The sequence below is a fragment of the Candidatus Villigracilis proximus genome (assembly GCF_016717045.1).
Lineage (GTDB): Bacteria > Chloroflexota > Anaerolineae > Anaerolineales > Villigracilaceae > Villigracilis > Villigracilis proximus.
Window position 1 is genome coordinate 50,230 of the sequence record NZ_JADJUO010000037.1, and the last position, 25,106, is coordinate 75,335.

Here is a 25,106-nt window from a genome sequence, read left to right on the forward strand (position 1 = left end):
TCTTAAAACCTCCTCAAAACCGTAAATCAAGCGCAAAGAAACAAAACTAACAAATAAGCAAAAAACGAGTATTTTGACCCATTTGCAATGTAATAGAAACAAATTCTGTATACAATTATTGTATGTTCTTTTTTTCACCAAGTAAAAAACATGCAAAACCGTCCTGATCTTTACGTACCTTTCATTTACTTCCTGACTGCGGTCATTTACGCATGGCTGGGGTTATTTGCATGGCGTAAACGCCCGGCAATCGCGGTGACCACATTTGCATGGACGATGCTTGGCATGGCTATTTGGTCATTCGCATATGGTCTCGAAATTTTTGCGCCATCGCTTGCTTTAAAATTACTGTTTACAAACATCGAATATGTCGGGATCGTGTCCATCCCGGTCTTCCTCCTGATCTTCTCCCTCGAATTTATCGGAAAAAGCCATCTGCTAACCCGGCAGTGGCGAATTTTGCTTTGGGTTATGCCCGTACTGATCGTAATTCTGGTCTGGACGAACAGTTACCACCATCTTGTATGGGATGCGGAATCCATCAACGGCTCCAGCGGACTGACATTACTAGATATCCGTTATGGCATTTTCTTTTGGGTGCAGGTAATCTACTCCTATATCCTTGTACTTGTGGCGAGCCTGCTACTTGTGATTGAAATGATACAAAGACCGGGCGTATATCGGATTCAGGTCAGTTTGATCGTTATTGGAATCCTTGCGCCCTGGCTGGGCAGTCTCATTTTTATTGCAAAAGTAAACCCGGTCAACAACCTCGACTTCACACCGCTTTTCTTCCTCCCCACAGGGCTTGGCCTTTCGTGGGCGATCACACGCTATCACCTGTTGGAAATCCTGCCGCTTGAGCATCTCACCGTGCTAAAAAACATGGCTGATGGCGTGATCGTAATCAACAAAAATAAACGCGTGCTGTATATCAATCCATTGATCGAAAAATTGCTTAACCGCTCTGAGGTGGATACACTCGGACAACCGTTTAATTACATCTCCAAAGAATATGGCGAGGCGCTCGCTTCAGCCAAACATCAATCGGAGATCACGATCGGAGAAGAAGATCAAGCCCGAGTTTTTGAAGTAAACATTGCACCGGTGTCCACGACATCAGCTTCCAAAAATCAGGCCGGACCCGATCACATGATCGTTCTGCACGACATCACGGAACGCAAAAAAGCAGAAACCGCGCTCAGCAGACGCGAAACCATGATGTCAGCCATCAGCCTAGCCGCTGAACAATTTCTAAAAGAATCCACATGGGAGCATAATATACCCGCTGTATTGGAAAGTATCGGACAAGCCATCAGTATCAGCCGGGTCTATGTCTTCATGAATTACTCGGATGAAAAAGGCATCATCCATACCAGTCAATGCTATGAATGGTCGGCACCCGGAGTTACACCCCAAATCAACAACCCCAATCTTCAGCATATCAATCTTCGTGAAGCGGGTTTTAAGCGCTGGGAGGAATCTCTCTCAAAAGGAAAAATGATCCGCGGCCTCCTGCGTGAATTTCCCGAAACTGAACAATTGGCATTGCAAGATCAAGGCATTCTTTCGATGGCGCTCATCCCCATCTTTGTGGATAATCAATGGTGGGGCTTCATCGGCTTCGATGAATGTACCTATGAACGTCATTGGACAGGCACAGAACTCGAAGCCCTGCACATTACCGCCAGCATTTTTGGCTCGGCAGAAACCCGCGTCCGAACCGAACAGAGACTGATCCGCCGTCAACAAGCCTTGAGCCTGTTGCAGGATATTGTCAGTGAAGCATTGCAGGCAAAAACTCTAAGACACATGACAGAAGATATTGTAGACCGGCTGGCAAGGCTGATCAACGCCAACGAATGTTTCATCACCCTCTGGGACGCAGACCACACACAAACCTCCCAACTCGCCACCTATGGCACCAGTGGAGACACCTACCTACCCCTTCAGCCTGTTTCAGGTGAACACACATTTACAGAATTAGCCCTAAACGCAGGACATACCCTGATCGTGGACGATGCTCTCAACTCACCGTATCTTGAACATGAGATCGCCAAACATTGTCCATCACGCTCGCTGATCGTACTGCCATTGATCGCGGCAAAAAACAAACTTGGCGCCATCCTCCTTTCATTCAATGAATATCATCACTTTCAACCGGAGGAAGTCGCGCTCTGCGAACAAGCTACCAGTCTGATGTCACTTGCGTTGGAAAAATTCAAAGCCGTGGAGCAGGCGCAGCGGCGCGCTGATACTTCTGAAGCGCTTAGAAAAGCAGGCGCGGCCATCACGGAAACTCTTGAAATCAAAGAAACCGTGGAACGCATTCTTGAACAACTTAAACAAGTAGTCCCTTATGACACAGCATCTGTCCAATTGCTTAATGAAAATGAACTGGAAATCATAGGCGGAAAAGGCTTCATCGATGCAAAAGCTGTGATCGGGATGCGCTTCCCCGTTCCGGGAAATAACCCAAATACAATCGTAATGCAAACCGGAAAACCGTATCTTCTGCCAGAAATAGGCGATATATACACTGAGTTTCAAAAACCGCCGCACAACCACATTCACTCCTGGCTGGGCATTCCCCTTATCTTTCAAGAGCGCATTATCGGCCTGCTGACCATAGACAGTACGATGCCCAATCAGTTTACACAGGAAAATATCACCCTGGTCGCGGCGTTTGCAGATCAGGTATCTGTTGCGCTTGAAAATTCACGCATCTATGAAAAGGCAGAGAAGCAGGCCATCACGGAGCCGTTGACCGGCAAATACAACCGCCGCGGTTTATTTGAAGTTGGAGAATTTGAATTCTCACGTTCGCGCCGCATTGGCCGTCCCTTCTGCGCCATGATGTTTGATATTGATCACTTCAAACGAGTCAATGACCATTACGGGCACGCAACCGGAGATCAGGCGCTTCACAAATTGGCGCAGCGCTGCGTCTCAGGTTCGCGCGCCGTTGATCTCGTCAGCAGATATGGCGGTGAGGAATTTGTAGTCCTGCTGCCCGAAACTCATCTTGAATCTGCGCGGCTTGTCGCTGAACGTCTGCGGCAAGCAATTATGGCAGAGCCTTTCGCCACAGAGGCCGGCCCGCTGCGCATCACGATCAGCATTGGTGTTGCAGAAGCTGAAAAAATGGATACATTAAGCACGCTGATCGAAAAAGCCGATTCTGCTCTTTACAGCGCCAAACATGCCGGACGCAATTGTGTATTTGTGAACGAAGCGACTCAGACAGATTCCCAAACCTGATACAGTCCTAAATTTCCGCCATCACCATCGGATGGAAAAGACGCGGTCACACGCATTTCAGCCTGTCCGGCCAACCCAAGCAGTTCTTGCGCTGAAAAATGGTGTGCGTACCGCAGCCCCTCTCCCCCGCTGCGCCAATCCAATAAATAATCATCCTGATCCAAATCATTTTCGTTGACGCCAACTCTATCCCAGGGTTGAATCCGTGACTTGAGTTTCGCACTATTTAAAAACTGCCAGTTCGACAGGATAAATTTTCCATCGGGTTTCAATATTTTCCTAACAGTTCTCAAAATATCCAAACGCATTTCAACAGACGGAATATGATGAAGCGTTGCGAACATCGTAATCACATCCCAGCCGCCGGGCACTGATAACTGATCACTGACTGCTGATAACTGCGACAGATCAACTTCGCGGAAGATCACTCCCGGCGCTGATTCTGCATCTCGGAGCAGAGGCAGGCTAAAATCTACGCCGAGAAGCGGTTGTTTGTGGCCACGTTTACTGATCTCGTGTAGAAAATGCCCGTTGCCGCATCCCAGGTCCAAAACGGAGACATCCTCCTGAATTGAATCGAGGATTTTTTTTACGCCGGGCTGCAAACGCTGACGTGTGGCTGAAAATTGATCGCCAAAACGGTTATAAAATTCGTGATTAATGGCCAGCAGTCGCTGCGCTGTGAGTGAATTCATAACGGCATTATACCCATTCGGGCAGTATGTAACGGTATAATCCCAGCATGTTATCGGTAATGGAAATCAAAAAACTTTCAGAGGAATTTGAAACGAAGACCCCGCAGGAGATCATCGAATGGGCAGTGGGAACCTTTTGGCCCGAGATTGCAATGAGTTCATCGTTCCAAACACAATCCATGCCGTTGCTGCACATGGCAACAAGCATCAAGCGCGGACTGCCTGTCTTCTTCATTGATACAGGTTATCATTTTTGGGAAACGCTGATGTTCCGTGAGCAGGTGGCATCTGAATGGAAGATCAATGTAATTGATCTGTATCGAGATACACGCTGGGATGTGTTTGCCCGCCAAAACACGCGCACGCTGCCGCTTGAAGATCCGAACTTGTGTTGTTACCTGCATAAAGTTCAGCCCATGCAAAAAGCTTTGCAGGATATTAAAGCATGGATCAGCGGCATCCGCCGCGATCAGACCGCGGTGCGTGCACACGCAAAAATTTTAGAACTGCAGGATGATGGGTTATTAAAGGTCAATCCATTATTAAACTGGACGAAGGCAGATGTGCAGCGTTACACGGAAGAACATCATCTTCCAAAACATCCGTTGTATGAAAAAGGCTATCGCAGTGTGGGCTGCGCGCCCTGTACGATCGCCATTGGCATAAACGATGACGAACGCGCCGGTCGTTGGGCGGGCCGCGGCAAAGTGGAATGCGGGCTGCACACAACCATGTTTAGCAAAAAGAATATTACCGAGGCGCAGGTTGAATTTCAAACGGATGCCGCCAAGGTGGAAAAATTGGAGCACAGTTAATTCAGGATACAGGCTTTAGTTGGCAAAAGAAAAATTAAAACCTGCCATCCTTATAGAAAAATTTATGGAAACTTCTGAACGACGACAACGCTGGAAAAAAAATAATACCCTCACACCAGAGAAACTCACGCTGGCGCATCACGTGTTGGAGGAAATCCGCGAAGGGACAGAGGTAATGCGTGCCCTGCGGACTCATCCACTGGAGGGTGGTGAAGGTTACTTAACGAAAGCGGCTTTGGTGGCTGCATATAATCAAATGGTGGCGGCAGGCACGATTGAACCCGACCGCGGTCTGCTGGAGCGCATCCGCATGAAACCGATGCGCACGCTTTCCGGTGTGACCACGGTCACTGTTTTAACGAAACCGTATCCATGCCCGGGCAAATGCATCTTCTGCCCGACCGATGTGCGTATGCCGAAGAGTTATCTGCCCGACGAACCGGGCGCGATGCGTGCCTTGCAGCATGAGTTTGATCCTTATGAACAAGTCTACGCGCGGATTCTTGCGCTTGAAAATCTCGGCCACCCAACAGATAAGATCGAATTATTGATCCTTGGCGGCACATGGTCATCGTACAGACGCGATTATCAGGAATGGTTCATCAAACGCTGTTTCGATGCGATGAATGAAACTGAAAGAGGCGCACTGCGCGATCACGCCGATAAAGTAGAAACTGCCGGAGTGGACATCGCGCAGGCGCAGGCCACAAATGAAACTGCGATGCATCGCAATGTGGGACTGGTGATCGAGACCCGGCCTGATGAAATTAATCCCGATGAATTGCGCTGGCTGCGTCACCTCGGTGTGACCAAAGTGCAAATGGGCGCGCAAAGTTTTGATGACCATATTTTGGAGATCAACAAACGCGGACATGATGTAGAGTCTACGCGCAAGGCCACTGCCCTGCTGCGCGCCGCCGGCTTCAAGATCGTTCTGCATTGGATGCCGAATCTTTTAGGTGCGACTCCTGAATCAGACCGCACAGACTTCGCCAAATTCTGGCAGGATTTTTGTCCCGATGAAATCAAGATCTATCCGAATCAATTACTGGCAAATGCCGAACTATATGAATACTGGAAGCGCGGAGAATTTCATCCGTACTCCACTGAAGAATTAGTGGATCTGATCGCAAACATCAAACCCACCATTCCGCGTTATTGTCGGGTCAACCGTGTCATCCGTGATATTCCCGGAAACAACGTAGTGGAAGGAAATACGCGAACCAGTCTGCGGCAGGATATTCAGGCGATCATGAAAGAGCGCGGCACGCATTGTCAGTGTATTCGCTGCCGTGAAGTGCGCGGAAAAACTGTCGAATCAGAAACCCTGCGCCTTGATGATCTCACCTATCAGGCTGGCACAGCCGAAGAACATTTCATTTCCTTCATCACCCCCGATGATGGACTCGCGGGATTTATCCGTTTGTCATTGCCAGCCAAAGATGCGACACTGACAGGCATGTCTGATCTTGATAACGCAGCATTGATCCGCGAAGTGCATGTCTACGGACAGTCACTCGCAGTCGGCGCGGAACAAACCGGCGCGGCCCAGCATTTGGGGCTTGGCACCCGTCTGCTTGAAGAAGCTGAAAGCGTGGCGCGAAAACATGGTTTTGAGAAACTTGCCGTTATCTCAGCGATTGGAACACGTCACTACTATTTGGATCGCGGCTTTGAACGCGGCGAATATTATCTGGCAAAGCAGATCTAATTTACAGAATGTGTATTTTTACAATTTCGCTGCCTGCCATACCGGCGTAAAAATATTATGACAAATCAAAAACCACATCACATTGGCACGCTTTCTCCTGAAATGGCATTACTCGGTCTGCTCTATAAAGAAGCCGGACACGGTTATGACCTGCACCGCAAAGTAAACACAGACCTCGGTCAGGTCTGGCATCTCAGCCAGAGTCAGGCCTACGCGATTCTGAAACGACTCGAAACGCGCGGCGATATTTCAGTGGAAGAGATTCCACAGGAAAAACTTCCCAGCCGTCAGGTATTGCAAATGACCGCACAGGGCCGCCAAAATTTTTTAGACTGGCTTCATGCTCCCAGCGGCGGCAGCACCCGCGCCATCCGCATGGAATTCATCACCCGCCTGTATTTTCTAAAATTATTTTTTCCAAAAAAAATTGCGAAGGCTTTTGAACAACAGCGCGCCGAAGCCGTCACACACATTCAACGACTGGAAAAAACACTGGCTGCATTACCCAATGACCAGCTCTACAACCGCCTGAGTCTCGAAATGCGATTGAAACAATTGCGATTTGTTTTGGAATGGCTGGATGAAACCCGGCAATTTTTTTAGCGAAGGCAGAGTCAACATGGAATTTTGCATGAAGCCCATTGGCGTCATTCACACGCCATTCAAGGAAAAATCTGAAACACCCATTCAATTTTCGCGTTCCACCGCGTCTGGAGAAATCGAAGTTTTCCCAGAATACGAAGCAGGGCTAAAAAGCATCGACGGACTCTCGCACCTCATCCTGATTTATGTTTTTCACGAAGCGCTTCACAGCCAGGAACTATGGGTCAAACCTTTTTTGGATGAGAAAACTCACGGCGTATTTGCCACCCGTTTTTATCAACGCCCCAATCCGATCGGGTTTTCTGTTGTGCGTTTGATTCAACAAACCGGTTTACGTTTGCAAATTGAATGGGTGGACATGCTCGACGGAACCCCGCTGCTTGATATCAAACCATACATCCCCGAATTCGATGTTCACACAGTTGAAAAACTCGGCTGGTACGCCAATCGTGCCCACCCATAAAGCCATGTGATTAATCACTTGTCAGGCATAAGGTTTCTGGATATACTCACTGAGTGAGTACAAAACTCCCAATCATTGTTACACAGAAGGAGATTCCATGAAACGATTAATATCCCTGACTCTTTTGCTGTCCATCTTTTTGACAGCCTGCGGCGCATCATCCGCCCCGACGCCTGCTTCTGCCGCCGAAGCGCCAACTCTTGCGCCGACAGAAGTTCCGCCAACTGCCACACCCGAGCCTGAACCTCAGACCCTGACAGTTTTCGCCGCCGCATCCCTGACAGACGCCTTCATCGAAATCGGCGCAGCATTTGACGCCGCCAACCCTGGCGTCACCACCACTTTTAACTTCGGCGGTTCGCAAACCCTGCGGACTCAAATCGAAGAAGGCGCGCCGGTGGATGTATTCGCTTCTGCAAATGCCAAAGAGATGGATACGCTCGTAACAGACAATTTTGTCACTGCAGATATTGCGCAAGTTTTTCTGACAAATAAACTGGTCGTCATCCTGCCTGCGGATAATCCCGCTGCGCTTGAAAAGTTGGAAGACCTTGCAAACCCGGGGATTAAACTGGTACTTGCAGCCGAGGAAGTCCCAGTCGGCAAATATTCACGTCAGGCATTTGATCTCATGGATGCCTCATTTGGAACAGGGTTCAAGGACAAGGTTTTGGCAAATGTCGTTTCCAATGAAGATAATGTCAAACAGGTGGTTGCCAAGATTCAGCTTGGCGAAGCAGATGCGGGGATTGTCTACACGTCCGATGCGATAGCCGCACCTGATTTGAAGACCATCGAAATCCCAGCCGATTTGAACGTCATCGCGAAATATCCGATTGCACCACTGGTCAACTCTGAAAACACAGAACTCGCTGCTCAGTTTATTGAATACGTGCTCTCTGCCGAAGGACAATCCGTTTTGGCGAAGTGGGGATTTGCCCCGATTAAATAATTTTGAGTAAAATAAAAGCCGCGGGATGATCATCCCGCGGCTTTTTATTCACATGACCAACTCTCGTAAACTTTTCAGCCGCTTTTTTGGAGAAGGATATTCAAAATGGATATTCCTTCTACCCAGTTTGATTCTGCTTGCTTTTTTCGCGCTTCCATTAATTGCGTTGGCATATCGTTCCATCGCGCCTGATTTTTTTGAGAACGCACTTTCACAACAGTCATTTCAGGCGCTTAAATTAAGTCTGGTCACCAGTTCCATTACCACGCTTATTGCTGTGGCACTGGGAACACCATTGGCCTATCTTCTGGCACGCTGGAAATTTAGGTTCAAAGCATGGCTGGAATTAATTCTCGACCTGCCGATTGTCTTGCCGCCTTCCGTGGCGGGGCTGGCGTTGCTGATCGCTTTTGGGCGTAGGGGGTTATTCGGCGCATTCCTGAATGATATCGGAATCAGCATTCCATTCACCACAACCGCAGTCATTATGGCGCAAATATTTGTGGCAGCACCTTTGTATGTCCGTTCGGCGCGAATTGGATTCGCGCACATTGATAAGCAGCTTGAAGAATCTGCCTATGTGGAAGGGGCAAATCAATGGCAATTATTTTACGAAGTCATGATTCCAATTGCCATCCGCGCACTTGCCAGTGGAGCCATCCTCACCTGGACGCGCGCCCTTGGTGAATTTGGCGCGACGATCTTATTTGCCGGGAATTTGGAAGGCGTCACCCAGACCATGCCGATCGCCATTTACATTGGGTTTGAACGCAACCTCGGCGTGGCAATGGCCTTGTCAGTGGTCTTGATTCTGGTTTCGGTGATTCTATTGCTGATCACCAAACAATTGGACAAGGAAGAAGAGTAGCATCTACGATCACAGCTTTCATATTGCGCGTACGCTGGCGAACACCAGCCGCAAGACAAATGATGGATATACTTATTAGACTTTATCCGTATAAATGATAAACTCAAGTCGAAAGGTAAATCACATCAGGAGTTCAATTGAAAACAAAACATTGGGTCGCATTTATTGCCCTCGGCATTATTTGGAGTTCATCCTTCCTGTGGATCAAGATCGGCGTACAGGAAGTCGGCCCGATGGCGCTGGTCGCCTTCCGCATGTTATTTGGTGTAATCACCGCTGTCGCGATAGCGCTCTACCAAAAAGATGTATGGCCGCGTGATTGGAAAACCTGGGGCATCTACGCCATTCTCGGCCCCACCAGCCTCGCCATTCCGATCTTCCTCATCTCATGGGGCGAACAAAGCATAGACTCAGCCGTGGCTGCCATTCTTAATGCAACAGTGCCGCTCTTCACCTTGATCATCGCTCACTTCTATTTACATGATGACAAAATGACACTGCAAAAAGTCATCGGGCTGCTGGTTGGGTTTGTCGGCATCATTATCCTTTTAAGTGAAGATCTATTTGCAAGCCAGCATGTTTCAGTTTTAGGGCAGGCCGCAGTGATTCTAGCCTCGCTCTTTTATGCAGGCAGCGCCGTGTATGCCCGCAAAGTAACACAGCATGTCAAAGGCGCTGTGCGCGCCGCCGCTCCCCTGCTGACCGCCACCCTCTTCATGTGGATGATCGGCCCCGTGGCAGAAGTCCCGTTTAAAATCCCTGCTTTGCCCATCACATGGATCGCGGCCCTATGGCTCGGCATCCTTGGCTCAGGAATCGCCATGGCCCTCAATTATTATTTATTACACGAGATCGGCCCCACCCGCACCACCATGGTCACATACACTTTCCCCCCCGGCGGTGTTATCCTTGGTGTTATCTTCCTCAATGAAAAACTATCCTGGCAATTATTCGCAGGTGGCGCATTGATCATTGCAAGTCTTGCCGTTGTAAACTGGAAAACAAAACAATCATGACAAGTACAGCGCATCACTCAGGTTTTATCGCCATTATCGGACGCCCCAATGTGGGCAAGTCCACTTTGCTCAATGCATTGCTTGGGCAAAAAGTTGCCGCCGTTTCACCGCGCCCGCAAACCACGCGCCGCCGTCAGCTTGGTATTCTCACCATTGAAAATGCCCAGCTCGTTTTTGTCGATACGCCCGGTATCCATCAAGCCCGTCATAAACTGGGCGAGTTCCTAAACTATGAAGCCGAAGAAGCCGCAGACGGCGTGGACATCATTATCTGGCTGGTGGATTCTTCCGACGAACCCACAGAGGATGACATCCGCATCGCGGACCTGCTTAACAAACTTCCGCTTCGCGCTCAACGGTTGCTGGTCCTCAATAAAATAGATACGCTCACCCCTGAAGAGGAAACTGCCCGGGTATATACATTCTCCAATTTGCTAAATCATGCCGATGTTTCGACCGGGCTCAACACAGGCGCTATGAAAGTGTCTGCGACGAAAAAGCTCGGGCTGGATGAACTGCGCGAGAAACTGATCAGCATGCTTCCAGAGAGAGAAGCCGATTATCCCGAAGAACAAGTGACAGACTCTTACGAGCGCGACATCGCATCAGACTTGATCCGTGAATCATGCCTGAAGATATTACGCGATGAGGTGCCGCACAGTCTGGCTGTCCGCATTGACGAATTCAAAGAGCGCGAAAACGGCATGGCCTACATCGCCGCGACTATTTTCGTGGAACGTGAATCACAAAAGGGAATCGTCATCGGCGAAGGCGGCAAGATGCTCAAGTCGATCGGCACCGCCGCGCGCAAAGAGATCGAAGAAATGGGCGGACGAAAAGTCTTTCTCGAAGTGCGCGTGAAGGTTTCAAAAGACTGGCGCGATAATCAAAATATGTTAAATCAGTTTGGATATATAAAGAGGAAGTAATAAGTAATAAGTAATAAGTAATAAGCAATGAGATGCCCTGTGAGTTTTTAAACTCACAGGGCATACTACTTCAAGTTTCTTTACTTCTCACTTTTTACACTTTTTACACTTCTCACTTCTCACTTCTCACTTCTCACTTCTCACTTCTTCACTTTCCACTTCTCACTTCTTCATCCTTTCAACGGCCTAAAGCCTTCCCCTAATGCTTCATGCGCAACCCCGATCACCATAAATGCTTCGGGATCAATTTCATGTACGATGGTTTTTAACGTTGCAACCTCTGCACGTGAAACCACGCAATACAAAACGGGACGTGAACTGCCGGTGTACCCGCCGCGCCCTTCCAGATATGTAACGCCGCGTTCAAGTTCGTCCATAACTCTGGAGGTAACATCTTCTGGTTTATTCGTCACGATCATCGCCGTGCGCACGGTCCCGCCGCCTTCGAGCACCGTTTCAGCTACAAGTCCGCTGACATATAACGTGATCATTGCATACAAGGCCTGCTTCCATCCAAAAATAAACCCGGCAGAAAGAATGACCAAAGTATCCACCATCAAATAACTTTGGGTCATCGAAATGCCGCGCCACTTGTTAAGAATGCGCGCCAGAATATCCGAGCCGCCGCTTGTACCGCGTGCGCGATAGACCAGTCCATAGCCGACGCCGCTGATGATCGCGCCATATAAGGAGTTCAGAAAGATATCGCCTTTCAAGTCATTAATCAAAATATCAGAGTAGTACATGAACAGCGGAATCTTCAGCAGCAGATCGGTCAACAGGGAATATGTGACGATCGCCACCGCCGTCCGCAGGGCAAAGCGGCGCCCGCCGAGAAAACGCCATCCCAACAGAAAAAGCGGAACATTCCCCACCAAAACCATCAAACCGATCGGCCATTCCGTATAGAAATTGATCAATTGAGCAATTCCGCTCACCCCGCCCGAAGCCAGATCCGCAGGGACAAAGAATATCCGCAAGCTAACCGCCTGAATTAACGCGCCCAGGACGATCAAAATATAATCCCGGCTATTTATCCAATATTTTTTCATAAGAAATCCTTTTCCATTATGTTGAAGTCAAATCATTATAGCCGAACGAATTTAGCATCTTCTTTTTTCATCATGGTTTTTCCAAGATCGCTTGATGTGTCTTAATTTCTGTGGCGTACTTGGAACGCGAATTTCTCGAATGAACGAATTTTGCGGATTAAAAAGGTTTTTTTCGCGTAACACCTGCACTGGCGTGCGGCGCAAGTGTTCGCGTTAAGATTTTCCTGACCTTGGAATAGCCATCCATTTTTTCATCCTTTATCCCTCATCCTTTCCTTTGGTACAATAATCGCCTATGAAAAAATGGCAATTTTGGCTTGGGGTGCTGATCAGCATCGTATGTATCTGGCTTTCCCTGCGCGGATTACATCTAAATGATTTCTGGCAAACTGTGCAGAAAGCGAATTATTTCTGGTTGATCCCGGGAATTGGCGTGTACTTTATCGGCGTGTGGATTCGCGCATGGCGCTGGCATTATCTGCTGGGACCGATCAAAAAGATTCCCACAAAGACCATGTTCCCCATCACAACCATCGGCTACATGGGAAATAATATTTACCCCGCGCGCGCCGGCGAAGTATTACGCGCCGTGATCCTCAAACGCAAGGAAGGCGTGCCGGTTTCCGCTTCGCTTGCCACCATCATTGTCGAGCGCATCTTTGACGGCGTGGTCATGCTCGCTTTTGTTTTTTTAAATTTATCAGAGCTGGCAAAACTCACCAGCGCATCCGGCTTTGTGGGCAACATTCAACAAGTGGCGATCTACGGCACGGGAGTTTTTCTCGGCGCTTTATTGATTTTTCTACTGGCCGCCATGTTCCCGCAATTCACAGCAAAGATCGGATTATGGTTCATTGAACATCTGACCCCCAAACGCCTGCATGACAACATCACCAGTGTTATGAATAAATTTCTGGATGGACTCGCTTCGCTCCGATCTCCCTTTAACGTTTTGATGGTCTTCTTTACTTCGGTCATCATCTGGCTGTTGGAGACGGGAAAATACTGGTTCGTGATGCACGCGTTTAATTTTGAAGTGTCATTCTTCGCGTTGATGTTGATGAACGGCATTGTCAATCTCGCCACGACCATTCCTTCCGCGCCAGGCTACATCGGCACCTTCGACGCCCCGGGCATCGCTGTCCTCACCGCCTATGGCGTGGATCAGGCCACAGCGGCAGGGTACACGCTCACATTACATGTCGCCTTGTGGCTGCCGATCACTTTGCTCGGCGCATATTACATGGCACGCGAAGGATTAAAGTGGAGTGATGATTTACGTGAAGAGACAAAAAACTAATACGTTTCAACGTTCAAATGAGGAAAAATGAAAATAGCAATTGTTGGAGCAGGATACAGCGGCATGGTGGCTGCGTATGATCTAAAAAAAGCAGGACACGATGTGACCATTTTCGAAGCAGCCGATTATGTGGGCGGACTGGCATCCGGTTTCAAGGAACCGCACTGGGATTGGTCGGTGGAAAAGTTTTATCATCATTGGTTCCAAAGCGATTCAGAAATGCTGGGATTGATCCGCGAGCTGGGGCTGGAGGATAAGGTCCGCTTCCCCCGCCCCTTGACTGTGATGCTGCACAAGAATAAATGGTATCCATTTGACTCGATCATCAACGCGCTTCGTTTTCCCGGACTGGGATTTGGTCTGAACAAAATTAGATTCGGCTTCGTCGGATTATTCCTGCGCCTCACGAACAATTGGCGCGCGCTGGAAAAAGTCACCGCTGATGCGTGGATGTTGAAATACGCCGGCAGACAAGTCTACGAGCAGATGTGGAAGCCGTTATTGATCGGCAAGTTCGGTCCGTTTTATAAGGATGTCAACATGGCGTGGATGTGGGCACGCATTCATGCACGCACGACCCGCCTCGGTACATTTGAAGGCGGCTTTCAGAAGTTCGCTGATCTGTTCGCGGAGAAGCTGCGTGAGATGGGCGTGGAGATAAAACTCAACGCGCCGATCAAGTCCATTAAGCAGGGTCAGGCGTCGGTGAGTCTGAGCGTGGACGGTGATATCGTCGATAAGGTATTGGTCACTTCGTCGCCCAATCTGATTGCAAAGTTATGTCCCGATCTGCCTGAAAATTATGTAAAGGGTTTGCTTGAATTGAAATCAATGGGCGCGGTGGTGATGACTTTATCACTCAAATATTCTTTATCGAAGGAAGGTTATTACTGGTTCAACGTGCCGAAAGATGAAGGCTATCCGTTTTTGGCGCTGGTGGAACACACGAATTTTGTGCCGAAGGAAAATTTTGGCGGCGACCATATTATGTATGCCGGCGATTATCTCGAATTGGGTCACGAATATTTCACAATGAGCGATGATGAATTGCTCGAAAGATTTATTCCCGCATTCAAAAAATTCAACCCTGAATTTTCGCGCGACTGGGTGAAGAAGATATGGGTTTCCAAAACAAATTATGCCCAGCCCGTGCCATTGGTGAACCATTCAAAAAATATTCCTGAGATACAAACACCGATCAAAGGTTTATATTTTGCTTCGATGAGTCAGGTCTACCCGTGGGATCGCGGCACAAACTTTGCGGTAGAGATCGGAAGAAAAGCCGCGAGGATGATGAAGTAGTAATTTTGTGAGCGCAAGAAAATATTTCTTGCGCTCTATTTTTAAGGCGGTTGCTTTGAATGAAACTTTCGTAAAACCAAGATATGACTCAGGCGGGTTTGCAGGATTCCAACTCGCATTAAGGATGCGTTTGCTTCCAAAAAATATGATGCTGTCATTGTCTTTTTTATTGACGCCTTTGGCTGGCGTTTTTACGAACGCTTTCAGGATGCGGCCTTTATCAAGCGCATTGCCCAACACGGCAAAATCGAAAAGCTGACTTCGCAATTCCCGTCCACTACGGCAGCGCATGTGACCACCATGCATACAGGATTGCCCGTCGGCATCAGCGGTGTGCATGAATGGATCTACTACGAACCGCAAGTGGACCGGATCATCGCGCCGCTCTTATTTTCCTTTTCAGGCTCAAAGGAAAATAATTCACTAAAAGCAAAGAATGTGAACCCGGCATCGATTTATCCGAAGGGAACACTTTATCCTGAGTTAAAAGCCATGGGCGTTGAATCCTTTAATTTTGGTCTGCGTGATTACACGCCTTCCATCTATTCAAGCATCATCATGGAAGGCTCAGAGGCGCATCCATTCAAGACACTTTCCGAGGCTTTTACAAATGTAAATCTGCTGCTGGAAAAGCAAACGAAGCCAACTTATATTCATCTTTATTTTGACAAAATCGACTCGCTATGCCATGAGTATGGTCCCAACGCGCCGCAGGTCGATGCGGAAATTGAAACCTTCCTGCTGATGATGGAGCATTATTTTGAAACCCTACTCAAGGGAAACAAGAAGATCCTGTTCATGATGACCGCCGATCACGGCATGTGTGAAATTGACCCGCAGACCACCACCTATTTGAATATCAATCCGAACTTTGAGAATTTTCAACGCTTCATCAAGAAAAACCGCAAGGATCATCTACTTGTCCCGGCTGGTTCGCCGCGTGACATGTTCCTCTATATCAAGGACGATATGCTGGATGAGGCGCAGTCATTTCTTGCCACAAGATTGGAAGGCAAGGCGGATGTGGTCAAAACGGAAGCACTCATCGCAGACGGGTACTTCGGCCCGGAAGTGTCCGCTCGTTTTCGAGAGCGTGTGGGCAATCTGGTGATTCTTTCGTATCGGTATGAATCGGTCTGGTGGTATGAAAAAGGGAAATATGAACAGCGGTTTTACGGTCACCACGGCGGACTAACTCCGCAGGAAATGGAAACCATTCTGTATTCCTGTGAGATTGGGTAATATAAAAAATAGAAGGAGCGTCCTGTTAATATGATCGACTCTAATGTCCTTACCCCGCTCATATTTTCGGCCTTCACCAAAGAAATAACCTGGTTGGATGCCTCCTCCCGCTACTCGCTGGATGAGTTTATTGAGACCTTTCTCCGCACACGGGCACAGTCACAGGCAAATCTTGAAGACCTGACGGATGCGCAAGTGTCTTATTCATCCACTGTTCATCCATTCTGGTCGATCAGCGAATCTGTAACTCACCTTATTTTTACACAAGGGTTTTACCATAACAAATTGCTCGATATTTCCACCAGTCAACTGGCTCACGCGGTTGAAGCGCCGCGCGGGTTCGGAGAAGGCGCCAGGTTAAATATCCCTGCCAACGAATTAACCGCAAATCTGAGCATGGCTACCCGGAAAATCCAGGTGGTGATCGAAGGTACGCGTAAAAATCACAACCCTGAAAAAATCGAAGAGAGTTCTCCATTTGGAAAATGCACATACAAAACATGGATGTTACTCATGCTGGCTCATGAATCAGATCATTTACGTCAAATATCCGCCATGAGAAAACTGGCACGCACAAACAATTAAGCTAATAAAAAACGAAGGCTTTCGCCTTCGTTTTTTATTAGCTTAGAACCCATTCTCTTGCTTTTTCAACATCATCAAACTGAAAAAAATTATATCCGCGATTTCTGAAAACTGTCTCCATAAAATAGGTGTCCTGACTTAATTCCTTGAATACCATGGCGATCTTCCATTTCGGCGAAATACCGATCTTTGCGTTAACTTCCGGACGCTCATAATATTGCAAAAAACTGAAAGCAAAAGACGTCTCACGATGGTCAACGATCTGTCTGTCACATTGATGATACTCTGCAGCCTTGACGATCTCACTCACCATTAAATTTGCGGCTTCAGCGGTCATCACGCCTTTTGTTTTGATATATAAAATTTCTTCGCTTTCAAGATATTCTATTTTCCAATCCATGGCAGTTTACCGGTAAAAAATAAAAGAGCATGACATTTTTTTTATCATGCCGGAAACAGGTTCCTATTTTCCAAACCACATACGCGCAAGCAAATTATCCTTCTTCAAAAACTGGTGGTATAAAGCCGCGCCAACATGAAGAGCGATCAACGCAAGTAGCAGCCACGAGGAAAGTCCATGCCCCATGCGCGGCAGATAATCAAAGAAATTTGCAGGATAGGGTTTTTCCGCGCTGAATACGCCGGGCAGGTCTGCCATTTGGAATAACCCCAGTCCACTGAGTGCCATACCGAGCAAAAATAAATATAAAAGGCCGTGCACTGCTTTCCCGACAAGATTCAAAAAGGCATTTCCAGCATCCGCAGGCGCGGGGCGTTTCATGGTAAAAAGCAGAACAATGCGAATGAGCAGCAGTATCGCAATGGATCCGCCAATATAAGTATGACTTTGGAGCATCATCACTTTTTGCGGGTCTTCAGGTGATATGCCCGGCATGACAAACTTACCGATGCCGAGCATCATAAAGACCAGCAAAGCCATCAACCAATGAATGGCAACATGGGCGGGGTGGTAGCGTTTTGGTGTGGATTCAGACATGATTATTTTCTCCTTAGAAATGTTTGTGTTATGACAATATCACGAATTGCTTTCTTACAAAAGGGGTAGTGGTGTAAAATAGCTTTTGTTTCATTTTCCCCGTCGCGATTCGACGGGTACCTCAAACCCCAAAGGAGTAATCCCCATGTATCACACTATTATCATCGTCGGTAACGTAGGCAAAGACCCCGAAATGCGTTACACCCCATCAGGACAGGCCGTCACTTCATTTTCTGTCGCCACCAACCGCCAATATACTGCCGGTAACGGTGAACAGGTGAAAGAGACCATCTGGTTCCGTGTTTCCACCTGGGGCAAGACCGCAGAAGTCTGCAATCAGTATGTTAAAAAAGGCTCAAAGGTTTTGGTCGAAGGCAGATTGACTCCCGATAAAAACACAGGCGGCCCCCGCATTTGGACAAAATCTGATGGCTCTTCCGGCGCATCCTTTGAGATCACAGCCTCCAATGTGCGTTTTCTCTCAGCACGTGGTGAAGGCGGCGAAGGCGGACCCATCTCAGGCGGCGGAATGGAAATGGCCGAGCTTCCTCCTGAAGATGAAATTCCATTCTAATCTCGTAAACATATACCAGCCTTCGGAAGTCTCTGTCTTTGAAGCAGACTTCCGAAGTCTTTGAATTTACCACCCGTTCAGCACATTTGGATTCCCTTCCCATGACCATTCCCCAAACTCCTCAAAAACAAACCGGCCCCGTTCTTGAACTCCCCGCAGATCTTGAGCTTGTCTACGCCAACCTCGCACGCATCGCCCACTCCCCCGCCGATATCGTGCTTGATTTTGCACATCTTCTACCCGGTGAACCGCGCGCCAAAATTCGCTCGCGCGTGGTGATGACTCCGCTTAGTGCAAAATTATTGGTGCGCGCACTTACCGAAAATATTGCACGTTACGAAACCGCATTCGGCGAGATCAACATCCCAACCAACTCAACACTCGCTGATAATCTTTTCCGTCCCTTTCAACAGCCGCCTGAACCACCCAAAGAACCGTAGAAAAAAATATGCATAAACTCGAACAGATCACAGACAGCATCCGCAAAACATTTGACGCACGCACATCCGCCCGCGACCAGGCACTCGCTCAGGCACGCCAGTTAACACGCGCCTGCTCACTCGCCATCCGCGCGGTGCATCGTGAAGAAGCCGATGTGATGAACGCGCATTTACAGGAAGCACGTCAACTGGCAGATACGCTGCGCGCCTCTTTGGCAGCATATCCCGACTCTTTTTTACGCCGGATACACACAGGATGCCTTAAAGGAATTTGTCGAAGCGAACGTCACTTGCGCCTTAATTCGGAATGAACCGCTTCAGACTCCCGAAGAACTGGTCGTTGAACCTTCGACCTATCTCAACGGGTTGGCAGAAGTGGTAGGCGAATTACGCCGCCGCAGCCTCGATATTCTTCGCCACGGGTATTCTCCTGAAGTGGAACGCCTGCTAAACATCATGGACGAGATCTACTCGATCATGGTCACCATGGACTATCCCGATGCCATCACCAATGGCCTGCGCCGCCAGACAGATCTGGCACGCGGCATCATCGAAAAGACTCGCGGAGATATTACCTTTAGTCTGCGTGGGGAACATCTCACACAAGCCATCAGCCAGTTGAGCGCTCAATTAAACAGCGACCCGCTCAACGGTCAAAAAAGAAACGGGTAATTCATCATGGCAAAAGGTGGCCGCCGTTATCCGCTTGTCGTCTACACTCACATGATCGATCGCTGGTGGCCTGCCATTTCTGCGATCGGCGTTTCATTACTTGGCGTGGCCTGGCTGGTTAAGTGGTGGGGATTTGAAGAATGGCGCTGGCTGGCTTGTGCAAGCGTTGGCGCAGTAAATATATTTATCGGCTTATTCTTAATTCTTATTCGCAAAGCCGCTTATGTGCAGCCGTTCAGTGACCACCTTCGGCTGGCGACCCCCTTATTACGCCTGAATATTTCGTATAAAAGATTTCAGCGCACATCATCGGCAAACATAGGCGTACTCTTTCCGCCCAATAGTGTAACCAAATGGCAGGTTGAGATCATTCAACCGCTCGCAAAAATGACCGCGATCGTAATTACATTAAACGCCTTTCCCATGTCGCAATCTTCGCTGCGGCTTTTCCTTTCTCCGCTTTTCTTCAAAGACAAGACACCGCATTTCGTCATCCTTGTTGATGATTGGATGAAACTCAGCGGTGAAATAGAAAGTATGCGGTCAGGCACATCAGATTCATCTGCGCCCAGGCAAAGACGCGACAACTCGATCCTTTCACGATTGCCCGGCAAAGACCAATGAACATTTATTTTGCATGTTCCATCACCGGCGGACGCGAATTTGAAAGTACATATCAAGAGATTGTCGCTGCGCTTATAAAGGATGGTCATCAAATCCCCACGTCGCATTTGGTGCTGTCGGATGTGATGGAAAATGAGCGAGAGTTGACACCCGGGGAAGTTTACGAGCGCGATGTCAACTGGATCAAGAATTGCGATGTGCTCATCGCAGAGGTCAGCACGCCTTCGCACGGCGTTGGATACGAGATCGGTTTTGCTTTGAATATCGGGAAGCCGGTATTGTGTATGCACCAAAAGGAACGTAAAGTGTCAAAAATGATTACTGGGAATCAAGATGCCGCGCTTGTTATTCAGGCCTACGAAACAGTGGAAGAGGCGATTTTACAGGCACATTCATTTATTGCCAGCCAGTGAATATTTGTGAATATTGTCACAATCTATTCGTGACATTTAGCGATGGTGCAAAAAAAAGAAGTGGGCTACTATATAGACGGAGACGGAACAAAGACACCTCCAAACATGCTCCTCCTGTCTCCTCCTTTGAGAAGAGCGGTAGCGGAACATCCGGCGCGGTTGACTTGCCACAATCTTCTCCTTGGGCGGCCGCTGAGTTCCCACTCAGCGGCAGCATCTTTAAGTCGATATTTAATTTTTATTTCTGCTTTTTTATTCTTGCGCGGGGAGAATTACGATGAAGGACGAGCCCTTCCCTACGATTGATTCCACCCATACGCGTCCCTGATGACTCTCGACAATGGATTTCACAATTGCCAATCCCAAGCCGGAACCTTCCACCTGCTCCGGTGCATTCGTGGCACGGAAGAATTTCTCAAATACGCGGGATTGCTCTTCCGGTGGAATACCCGGACCTGTATCTTCAATTTTAAAGAATGATCTGATGATCTTGCATTGACATCTTCACATGCACGCTGCCTTCCGCAGGTGTGTACTTAATGGCATTGCCTACAAGGTTATCCATCATTTGGCGGATGCGAATCGGGTTGGCGCGCAAGGCTGTGATATCTCCGGCGATGGTGACATCCAGTTTGATATTCTTTTTCCTCACTTGCGCATCAAACATATCCAATGAATATTTCAAAATATTTTCAAGTTGAACCAGTTCCCGGCGGGTGTCGAACCTGGCTTCGAGACGGCCAAGATCAAGCAGGTCGTTAACAAGGGTTGTGATATGTTGAATACTGCCTTGTAAACGATGTAAAAACTCCTGTTGATTTTGATTCAGCGGCCCCGTGCGCTCGATCAATTCTGTATAGCCGAGAATCGCAGTTAATGGAGAGCGCAGGTCATGTGAAACGGTATGGATAAAATCACTTTTTAAGCGGTCAAGTTCTTTCAGGTAGGAAATATCCTGCATGGTAATGGCAGACCCGATCTTGGGAATGGGCGTATATTGCGCATTAAAAACACGGCCATCATCAAAGTTGATCTCATGATATTTCAACGGCCCTTCGCTGGAACGTGTGATCAAGGCTTCAGGTCTGCATTTGAAATGACCTCCTCGATCAACTTGCCATAGGTATCTTTGCCATCCAAATTAAAGATTTCATAAACAGCGCGATTTGCAAGCAGGACATGATGCCTCTCATCCATGACGATCACACCATCCTGAATGTTGCCAATGATCGCTTCCAGTTTATACCGCTCGGTTTCGGATATTTTAGCTTTTTCTGCCAGTGACGAAGTGGTGCGTTTTACTTCGCGGCGCAGCCAATCTCCCAATTCTCTCGCGCGCGCAAGACTCCTTTGCACTTCATCAATAATGTCGGTCATTCTAAGCGGCGGATATAAATAACCGCTCAGCCCGATCTTAAGCGCAGACTTGGCGAGACCGGAGGTGTCTTGATCTGCATATAAAATAATCGGCAGAGTGGGGAATCTTCCCAGCAAATTTCTTGAAACGGAAAAACCATCATCCTCGGCGAATTTTTCGCCAACGATCATCAAAGCGGGGATGGCTTCCTGCACAGATTTATTCAAACCTGTCTGGTCATGGGCAACAGCCACTTCATATCCAGCCGCACGCAGGGCACGTTCCATTAAATCTAAAATTGGGGATGGATTTAATGCCAGTAAAATCAGATCTTGTTTCGCCATGGGATCAGTGTAATCTTTTCTACTTTATTTATTGGGAACAACGGTCTTTTCAGAAGAACGCGAAAGGCGCTGGAGCGCCCCCTGCACAGATTCAAGCGCCTGCCTTTGCTCAGGGTTAAGCGCACCCGGCATCTCCGTCAACACCAGATTAAGCGGATAACTTGCCGCCTGTAGTTCGGTCTGAATGGAATTCCGCACTGCTTCAAGCGCCGCATAGCGATGCTTTTCACCTGTGCGCGCACTTTCAGCATTTTTTTCCAACGCGCGGAACAAACGCGCATTGACCAGTGAAATTGAAGCATAATCTGCCATGGCTTCCAGCAGAGTCTGCGCTTCGCGGGTGATCTCACGGTCTATTTTTCTCGCGACGATCAGCAACCCGATCACTTCGCTTTGGATCTTGATCGGAATCACACCGATTGATTTGCCCAAAGCCGAAACTTTTAATTTTTGTAATGGAGAACCACTCATCACCAGACTCTCCCCTGAAAGCGCAACCAGCGAACTGATGCCATCATCCACGGGCTGATTCATTTTCTTGGCCCATGCTTCAGGCAGGTTACGTTGCGCGCGCAGCAAATACGCATTGCTGCGTTCTTCACGCAGCATCAGCCAGCAAATATCCGCTTCGGCCACCTGCAAGGCGCTTTCAAGAATTCGGTCAAACAATACACGCTGATCTGTGATCGAAACCACAGCCTTGGCCGTGGACAGGATCGTCGTTAGATCGCGCAATCTTTTTTGCAACTCGGCGTTCATCGAGTCAATTTGGCTGCCCATTTTTTGCCGTTCACGCGATTCGCGAGTCTGACTTAAAGCGCGCTCGACAATGGAAACAACTTCCGCATCACGCACCGGCCAAAAGATCACATCTGACGCGCCAAGCCGGAAAGCTTGAATCGCATCTGACCTCCTGTCCCTTTTCAGCAATGACGATCACGGGAGATTTCACACCTTGCGCGTTCAACGCGGCGAGCATGTCTTTTCCGCTCAGGCCTGGTAAATTTAAATTGGCGAGGATCAGGCTAGGGGTCGTTTGAATCGCAAATTTGATCGCAGAAGCAGCATCGCCAACCACAGTCACCTGATATCCAAGCGGCTGTAAAGACTGTCTTCCGATCAAATCGGCAATATCTGGATCACTTTCAACAATGAGAATTTGTTCCCCGGGCGCCATGTTTTTTTCCTTTCGCCGATTCTATCACCTTTTCGGGTACAATCTTTGCGATGAATTTTACTGCTTATGCTATTGCAACGGTCATTCCCGCCTATCGGGTGGAGCAGAATATTGAATCTGTTTTACAGGATTTGCCTGCATATATCAAACATATTATTGTCGTGGATGATGCTTCGCCCGATTCCACTTCTGACCTGGTAACTGCTGCCGCAAAAAAAGACAGCCGCATCACCCTGATTCATCACACCGAAAACTTGGGCGTGGGCGGAGCGATGATCTCCGGCTTTCGTAAGGCGCTCGAACTCGGCGCGCAGATCGTGGTCAAGATCGACGGCGACGGTCAAATGGATCCGGCGCACATCCCTGCACTCATCACGCCGCTCATTTTAGGCAAAGCTGATTATGTAAAAGGCAATCGCTTTCGTGATTTTCAGTCGTTATTACAAATGCCTTTCGTACGCCGCATCGGAAATTTAGGGTTAAGTTTTCTAACCAAAGCCGCGACCGGATATTGGAGCATCTTCGACCCAACAAACGGATTCTTCGCCATCCGTGCCGAGATTCTCACACAGCTTCCGCTTGAGAAAATAGATCACCGCTACTACTTTGAAACATCCATGCTCGCAAATTTATACTTAATCGGCGCACTGGTCATGGACATTCCCATTCCGGCGCGTTATCGAAATGAAACATCGAGTCTTTCCATTCGACGTTCCTTGTTTGAATTTCCGGTCAAATTACTCATCACTTTTTGCGGCGCATCTTATTAAGATATTACATCTATGATTTTTCGATGATGTCGCTGTATTTGATGATCGGCATTCCACTTTTATTATTTGGCGGAATCTTCGGCAGCGTAAAATGGATCGAATACGCGAGTCAGAATATCCCCGCCCCCACAGGTACGGTTATGCTCCCACACTCTCTGTAATTTTAGGATTCAAATTTTATTATCCGCAATTGAAATTGATATGAACTCCACTCCACGCAAGGCGCTTTCGGATCCGCTATGAAAACATCAGACTTCAACACTTATAAAACACGCTATCGCAACGCCATCCGTCAGGTGCTCACACAAACTGAGGCAGGCCGTTTGGATGAAGCTGCATTTCCCGCATACTCCATCGTAACCCGATCATCAACTGGCTTTTCTGGCAGCGACTGCGCAAAGTGATGGAGCACATTCAACGCCCAACATCTTATGAACGCATTCTTGATTTTGGATGCGGCAGCGGCGTGATGCTCCCCTATGTTTCACAGATCAGCAATCAGGTCACAGCGATGGACGTGGACTTGCTTCCGCTTGAAAGTGTGCAGGTTCATATTCCACTCGCAAAAAATGTGGAAGTGAAAGATGCATCCAAAACAAACATCAGCGACCTGCCCGCAAATTCTTTTGACCTCATCATCGCGCTAGATGTGCTTGAGCATGTTAAAGATCTGCCGCGCACATTGAATGAACTTCTCACATTGCTCAAACCGGGCGGACAGTTGATCGTCTCCGGGCCTACAGAAAATATTCTATATCGCATCGGGCGCAAGATCGCCGGCCCCGAATATTCCGGCGCGTATCACGAGCGCGGCATCGCAGAGATCAAAACTGAGCTCGTGCCGATCTCTCGCATCGAACCTATTGCCACACTGTACTGGCCGAGTCCGCTGTTTGAATTGTTTGCCGCCAAAAAGTTATGAACGCGTTGCTCACGGGGGATGT

32 protein-coding genes are annotated in these 25,106 nt (G+C 48.3%); 23 read left to right on the plus strand and 9 right to left on the minus strand.

Annotation, left to right across the window (positions count from 1 at the left end):
- Positions 1-150 precede the first annotated feature (150 nt).
- Complete coding sequence (locus IPL71_RS25140) at positions 151-3,261, plus strand: histidine kinase N-terminal 7TM domain-containing protein (protein WP_345326442.1); 3,111 nt, start codon at positions 151-153, stop codon at positions 3,259-3,261.
- Here the strand turns inward: IPL71_RS25140 and IPL71_RS25145 are convergent.
- Positions 3,240-3,956, minus strand: a complete 717-nt coding sequence (locus IPL71_RS25145) for a class I SAM-dependent methyltransferase (protein ID WP_345326443.1) — start codon at positions 3,954-3,956, stop codon at positions 3,240-3,242. The genes IPL71_RS25140 and IPL71_RS25145 overlap by 22 nt on opposite strands.
- A 59-nt stretch (positions 3,957-4,015) precedes the next feature.
- Here IPL71_RS25145 and IPL71_RS25150 point away from each other — a divergent pair, with 59 nt between their 5' ends.
- From IPL71_RS25150 to era, 8 genes are all read left to right on the plus strand, one after another.
- Positions 4,016-4,771, plus strand: a complete 756-nt coding sequence (locus IPL71_RS25150; RefSeq protein ID WP_345326445.1) for a phosphoadenylyl-sulfate reductase — start codon at positions 4,016-4,018, stop codon at positions 4,769-4,771.
- Positions 4,772-4,790: 19 nt separating this feature from the next.
- Complete coding sequence (locus IPL71_RS25155) at positions 4,791-6,482, plus strand: elongator complex protein 3 (RefSeq protein ID WP_345326447.1); 1,692 nt, start codon at positions 4,791-4,793, stop codon at positions 6,480-6,482.
- A 57-nt stretch (positions 6,483-6,539) separates the two neighbouring features.
- Entirely contained in the window at positions 6,540-7,085 is a 546-nt protein-coding gene (locus IPL71_RS25160) for a helix-turn-helix transcriptional regulator (protein ID WP_345326449.1), read from the plus strand.
- Positions 7,063-7,548: a tRNA (N6-threonylcarbamoyladenosine(37)-N6)-methyltransferase TrmO gene (gene tsaA / locus IPL71_RS25165; protein WP_345326451.1), complete on the plus strand. Its 486-nt coding sequence runs from the start codon at positions 7,063-7,065 to the stop codon at positions 7,546-7,548. The genes IPL71_RS25160 and tsaA overlap by 23 nt, the downstream gene beginning before the upstream one ends.
- A 97-nt stretch (positions 7,549-7,645) precedes the next feature.
- Positions 7,646-8,500, plus strand: a complete 855-nt coding sequence (gene modA, locus IPL71_RS25170) for a molybdate ABC transporter substrate-binding protein (protein WP_345326453.1) — start codon at positions 7,646-7,648, stop codon at positions 8,498-8,500.
- Between the two features lie 52 nt (positions 8,501-8,552).
- The gene (locus IPL71_RS25175) at positions 8,553-9,368 is read left to right on the plus strand and encodes an ABC transporter permease (RefSeq protein WP_345326455.1); all 816 of its coding nucleotides are present in this window, start codon (positions 8,553-8,555) and stop codon (positions 9,366-9,368) included.
- A 137-nt stretch (positions 9,369-9,505) separates the two neighbouring features.
- Positions 9,506-10,384: a DMT family transporter gene (locus IPL71_RS25180; protein ID WP_345326457.1), complete on the plus strand. Its 879-nt coding sequence runs from the start codon at positions 9,506-9,508 to the stop codon at positions 10,382-10,384.
- Positions 10,381-11,313 (plus strand): GTPase Era, encoded by a 933-nt coding sequence (era, locus tag IPL71_RS25185; protein ID WP_345326458.1) that lies wholly within the window; start codon positions 10,381-10,383, stop codon positions 11,311-11,313. The genes IPL71_RS25180 and era overlap by 4 nt, the downstream gene beginning before the upstream one ends.
- Before the next feature lie 170 nt (positions 11,314-11,483).
- On the opposite strand, the gene IPL71_RS25190 is transcribed toward era, so the two are convergent.
- Positions 11,484-12,365: a YitT family protein gene (locus IPL71_RS25190; protein WP_345326460.1), complete on the minus strand. Its 882-nt coding sequence runs from the start codon at positions 12,363-12,365 to the stop codon at positions 11,484-11,486.
- A 295-nt stretch (positions 12,366-12,660) separates the two neighbouring features.
- On the opposite strand from IPL71_RS25190, the gene IPL71_RS25195 reads away from it, so the two are divergent.
- The 4 genes from IPL71_RS25195 to IPL71_RS25210 all read left to right on the plus strand — a co-directional run bounded on the left by IPL71_RS25195 (position 12,661) and on the right by IPL71_RS25210 (position 16,794).
- Entirely contained in the window at positions 12,661-13,665 is a 1,005-nt protein-coding gene (locus IPL71_RS25195; protein WP_345326461.1) for a lysylphosphatidylglycerol synthase transmembrane domain-containing protein, read from the plus strand.
- A gap of 27 nt (positions 13,666-13,692) precedes the next feature.
- A complete protein-coding gene (locus IPL71_RS25200) occupies positions 13,693-14,967 on the plus strand; it encodes an NAD(P)/FAD-dependent oxidoreductase (RefSeq protein ID WP_345326463.1) in 1,275 nt (424 codons plus the stop codon).
- 156 nt (positions 14,968-15,123) lie between these two features.
- Complete coding sequence (locus tag IPL71_RS25205) at positions 15,124-16,209, plus strand: alkaline phosphatase family protein (protein WP_345326517.1); 1,086 nt, start codon at positions 15,124-15,126, stop codon at positions 16,207-16,209.
- A 30-nt stretch (positions 16,210-16,239) separates the two neighbouring features.
- Complete coding sequence (locus IPL71_RS25210; protein WP_345326465.1) at positions 16,240-16,794, plus strand: DinB family protein; 555 nt, start codon at positions 16,240-16,242, stop codon at positions 16,792-16,794.
- Between the two features lie 37 nt (positions 16,795-16,831).
- Here the strand turns inward: IPL71_RS25210 and IPL71_RS25215 are convergent, their stop codons facing one another.
- Both IPL71_RS25215 and IPL71_RS25220 read right to left on the minus strand, forming a co-directional pair.
- On the minus strand, positions 16,832-17,194 hold the full coding sequence (locus IPL71_RS25215; RefSeq protein ID WP_345326467.1) for a hypothetical protein: 363 nt from the start codon (positions 17,192-17,194) through the stop codon (positions 16,832-16,834).
- A 63-nt stretch (positions 17,195-17,257) separates the two neighbouring features.
- Positions 17,258-17,791, minus strand: coding sequence for a cytochrome b (locus tag IPL71_RS25220; protein ID WP_345326469.1), 534 nt, complete (start codon positions 17,789-17,791; stop codon positions 17,258-17,260).
- A 145-nt stretch (positions 17,792-17,936) separates the two neighbouring features.
- On the opposite strand from IPL71_RS25220, the gene IPL71_RS25225 reads away from it, so the two are divergent.
- The 6 genes from IPL71_RS25225 (at position 17,937) to IPL71_RS25250 (ending at position 20,514) form a co-directional block, all read left to right on the plus strand.
- Positions 17,937-18,365 (plus strand): single-stranded DNA-binding protein, encoded by a 429-nt coding sequence (locus IPL71_RS25225; RefSeq protein ID WP_345326471.1) that lies wholly within the window; start codon positions 17,937-17,939, stop codon positions 18,363-18,365.
- A 38-nt stretch (positions 18,366-18,403) separates the two neighbouring features.
- Positions 18,404-18,805, plus strand: a complete 402-nt coding sequence (locus tag IPL71_RS25230) for a DUF3467 domain-containing protein (protein ID WP_345326473.1) — start codon at positions 18,404-18,406, stop codon at positions 18,803-18,805.
- 8 nt (positions 18,806-18,813) lie between these two features.
- Entirely contained in the window at positions 18,814-19,116 is a 303-nt protein-coding gene (locus IPL71_RS25235; protein WP_345326475.1) for a hypothetical protein, read from the plus strand.
- Between the two features lie 64 nt (positions 19,117-19,180).
- Positions 19,181-19,477: a hypothetical protein gene (locus IPL71_RS25240; RefSeq protein ID WP_345326477.1), complete on the plus strand. Its 297-nt coding sequence runs from the start codon at positions 19,181-19,183 to the stop codon at positions 19,475-19,477.
- 6 nt (positions 19,478-19,483) lie between these two features.
- On the plus strand, positions 19,484-20,101 hold the full coding sequence (locus tag IPL71_RS25245) for a hypothetical protein (protein ID WP_345326479.1): 618 nt from the start codon (positions 19,484-19,486) through the stop codon (positions 20,099-20,101).
- A complete protein-coding gene (locus tag IPL71_RS25250) occupies positions 20,098-20,514 on the plus strand; it encodes a nucleoside 2-deoxyribosyltransferase (RefSeq protein ID WP_345326481.1) in 417 nt (138 codons plus the stop codon). The genes IPL71_RS25245 and IPL71_RS25250 overlap by 4 nt, the downstream gene beginning before the upstream one ends.
- Before the next feature lie 252 nt (positions 20,515-20,766).
- Here the strand turns inward: IPL71_RS25250 and IPL71_RS26335 are convergent, their stop codons facing one another.
- Genes IPL71_RS26335 through IPL71_RS25270 form a run of 5 tightly spaced genes read right to left on the minus strand, consistent with a single transcriptional unit; the run spans position 20,767 to position 23,392 of the window.
- Positions 20,767-21,003 (minus strand): sensor histidine kinase, encoded by a 237-nt coding sequence (locus IPL71_RS26335; RefSeq protein ID WP_514130862.1) that lies wholly within the window; start codon positions 21,001-21,003, stop codon positions 20,767-20,769.
- Positions 20,984-21,589, minus strand: a complete 606-nt coding sequence (locus IPL71_RS25255) for a sensor histidine kinase (protein WP_345326483.1) — start codon at positions 21,587-21,589, stop codon at positions 20,984-20,986. Before IPL71_RS25255 ends, IPL71_RS26335 begins: the two co-directional genes overlap by 20 nt.
- Entirely contained in the window at positions 21,586-22,215 is a 630-nt protein-coding gene (locus tag IPL71_RS25260) for a response regulator (RefSeq protein WP_345326485.1), read from the minus strand. The genes IPL71_RS25255 and IPL71_RS25260 overlap by 4 nt, the downstream gene beginning before the upstream one ends.
- Positions 22,216-22,239: 24 nt before the next feature.
- On the minus strand, positions 22,240-23,085 hold the full coding sequence (locus IPL71_RS25265) for a GAF domain-containing protein (RefSeq protein WP_345326487.1): 846 nt from the start codon (positions 23,083-23,085) through the stop codon (positions 22,240-22,242).
- Positions 23,063-23,392: a response regulator transcription factor gene (locus IPL71_RS25270; protein ID WP_345326489.1), complete on the minus strand. Its 330-nt coding sequence runs from the start codon at positions 23,390-23,392 to the stop codon at positions 23,063-23,065. Before IPL71_RS25270 ends, IPL71_RS25265 begins: the two co-directional genes overlap by 23 nt.
- Positions 23,393-23,442: 50 nt before the next feature.
- On the opposite strand from IPL71_RS25270, the gene IPL71_RS25275 reads away from it, so the two are divergent.
- The 4 genes from IPL71_RS25275 (at position 23,443) to IPL71_RS25290 (ending at position 25,084) form a co-directional block, all read left to right on the plus strand.
- Positions 23,443-24,162, plus strand: a complete 720-nt coding sequence (locus IPL71_RS25275; protein WP_345326491.1) for a glycosyltransferase family 2 protein — start codon at positions 23,443-23,445, stop codon at positions 24,160-24,162.
- A 23-nt stretch (positions 24,163-24,185) separates the two neighbouring features.
- Positions 24,186-24,323: a hypothetical protein gene (locus IPL71_RS25280; RefSeq protein WP_345326492.1), complete on the plus strand. Its 138-nt coding sequence runs from the start codon at positions 24,186-24,188 to the stop codon at positions 24,321-24,323.
- Positions 24,324-24,401: 78 nt separating this feature from the next.
- A complete protein-coding gene (locus tag IPL71_RS25285; protein WP_345326494.1) occupies positions 24,402-24,566 on the plus strand; it encodes a hypothetical protein in 165 nt (54 codons plus the stop codon).
- The gene (locus IPL71_RS25290) at positions 24,566-25,084 is read left to right on the plus strand and encodes a class I SAM-dependent methyltransferase (RefSeq protein WP_345326496.1); all 519 of its coding nucleotides are present in this window, start codon (positions 24,566-24,568) and stop codon (positions 25,082-25,084) included. Before IPL71_RS25285 ends, IPL71_RS25290 begins: the two co-directional genes overlap by 1 nt.
- Positions 25,085-25,106: the final 22 nt, after the last annotated feature.

Coding starts and splice junctions, on each gene's coding strand:
- IPL71_RS25140 (WP_345326442.1), top strand. CDS start 151: ATGCAAAACCGTCCTGATCTTTACGTACCTTTCATTTACTTCCTGACT.
- IPL71_RS25145 (WP_345326443.1), bottom strand. CDS start 3,956: ATGAATTCACTCACAGCGCAGCGACTGCTGGCCATTAATCACGAATTT.
- IPL71_RS25150 (WP_345326445.1), top strand. CDS start 4,016: ATGGAAATCAAAAAACTTTCAGAGGAATTTGAAACGAAGACCCCGCAG.
- IPL71_RS25160 (WP_345326449.1), top strand. CDS start 6,540: ATGACAAATCAAAAACCACATCACATTGGCACGCTTTCTCCTGAAATG.
- tsaA (WP_345326451.1), top strand. CDS start 7,063: ATGAAACCCGGCAATTTTTTTAGCGAAGGCAGAGTCAACATGGAATTT.
- modA (WP_345326453.1), top strand. CDS start 7,646: ATGAAACGATTAATATCCCTGACTCTTTTGCTGTCCATCTTTTTGACA.
- IPL71_RS25175 (WP_345326455.1), top strand. CDS start 8,553: ATGACCAACTCTCGTAAACTTTTCAGCCGCTTTTTTGGAGAAGGATAT.
- era (WP_345326458.1), top strand. CDS start 10,381: ATGACAAGTACAGCGCATCACTCAGGTTTTATCGCCATTATCGGACGC.
- IPL71_RS25190 (WP_345326460.1), bottom strand. CDS start 12,365: ATGAAAAAATATTGGATAAATAGCCGGGATTATATTTTGATCGTCCTG.
- IPL71_RS25195 (WP_345326461.1), top strand. CDS start 12,661: ATGAAAAAATGGCAATTTTGGCTTGGGGTGCTGATCAGCATCGTATGT.
- IPL71_RS25200 (WP_345326463.1), top strand. CDS start 13,693: ATGAAAATAGCAATTGTTGGAGCAGGATACAGCGGCATGGTGGCTGCG.
- IPL71_RS25210 (WP_345326465.1), top strand. CDS start 16,240: ATGATCGACTCTAATGTCCTTACCCCGCTCATATTTTCGGCCTTCACC.
- IPL71_RS25215 (WP_345326467.1), bottom strand. CDS start 17,194: ATGGATTGGAAAATAGAATATCTTGAAAGCGAAGAAATTTTATATATC.
- IPL71_RS25220 (WP_345326469.1), bottom strand. CDS start 17,791: ATGTCTGAATCCACACCAAAACGCTACCACCCCGCCCATGTTGCCATT.
- IPL71_RS25225 (WP_345326471.1), top strand. CDS start 17,937: ATGTATCACACTATTATCATCGTCGGTAACGTAGGCAAAGACCCCGAA.
- IPL71_RS25235 (WP_345326475.1), top strand. CDS start 18,814: ATGCATAAACTCGAACAGATCACAGACAGCATCCGCAAAACATTTGAC.
- IPL71_RS25245 (WP_345326479.1), top strand. CDS start 19,484: ATGGCAAAAGGTGGCCGCCGTTATCCGCTTGTCGTCTACACTCACATG.
- IPL71_RS25250 (WP_345326481.1), top strand. CDS start 20,098: ATGAACATTTATTTTGCATGTTCCATCACCGGCGGACGCGAATTTGAA.
- IPL71_RS25260 (WP_345326485.1), bottom strand. CDS start 22,215: ATGGCGAAACAAGATCTGATTTTACTGGCATTAAATCCATCCCCAATT.
- IPL71_RS25270 (WP_345326489.1), bottom strand. CDS start 23,392: ATGGCGCCCGGGGAACAAATTCTCATTGTTGAAAGTGATCCAGATATT.
- IPL71_RS25275 (WP_345326491.1), top strand. CDS start 23,443: ATGAATTTTACTGCTTATGCTATTGCAACGGTCATTCCCGCCTATCGG.
- IPL71_RS25280 (WP_345326492.1), top strand. CDS start 24,186: ATGATGTCGCTGTATTTGATGATCGGCATTCCACTTTTATTATTTGGC.
- IPL71_RS25285 (WP_345326494.1), top strand. CDS start 24,402: ATGAAAACATCAGACTTCAACACTTATAAAACACGCTATCGCAACGCC.
- IPL71_RS25290 (WP_345326496.1), top strand. CDS start 24,566: ATGGAGCACATTCAACGCCCAACATCTTATGAACGCATTCTTGATTTT.